This window comes from Streptomyces xiaopingdaonensis, assembly GCF_000262345.1.
Lineage (GTDB): Bacteria > Actinomycetota > Actinomycetes > Streptomycetales > Streptomycetaceae > Streptomyces > Streptomyces xiaopingdaonensis.
Genome location: NZ_AJTQ01000118.1, coordinates 1 through 372, shown reverse-complemented (window position 1 = coordinate 372; position 372 = coordinate 1). Strand labels below are relative to the sequence as shown.

Annotated in this window: 1 protein-coding gene; it reads left to right on the top strand. The window is 75.3% G+C overall.

Translation table 11 applies throughout. The features are described 5' to 3' along the window. Nucleotides 1–372 (top strand): biotin/lipoyl-containing protein (locus UWG_RS29760; RefSeq protein ID WP_033196048.1); only part of this gene is annotated, 372 nt, incomplete at both ends.

The window sequence follows — 372 nt, the reverse complement described above, 5'->3', positions numbered from 1 at the left end:
GAGCCGTTGCTCGAGGTCTCCACCGACAAGGTCGACACCGAGATCCCGTCTCCTGCCGCGGGGACGCTCTCCTCGATCAAGGTCGCCGAGGACGAGACGGTCGAGGTCGGCGCCGAACTCGCGTCGATCGACGACGGTTCGGGCGCCCCCGCACCGGCCGCGGCGCCCCAGCAGGAGGCCCCGCAGCAGCAGGCGCCCGCACAGCCGGCTCCCGCGGAGGCGCCGCAGCAGCAGGCTCCGGCCCAGCCTGCGCCTGCCTCGTCGGGCGGCGCGGCCGAGGGTACCGACGTGACGCTTCCGGCGCTCGGCGAGTCCGTGACCGAGGGCACCGTCACCCGCTGGCTGAAGCAGGTCGGCGAGGAGGTCGCGGCG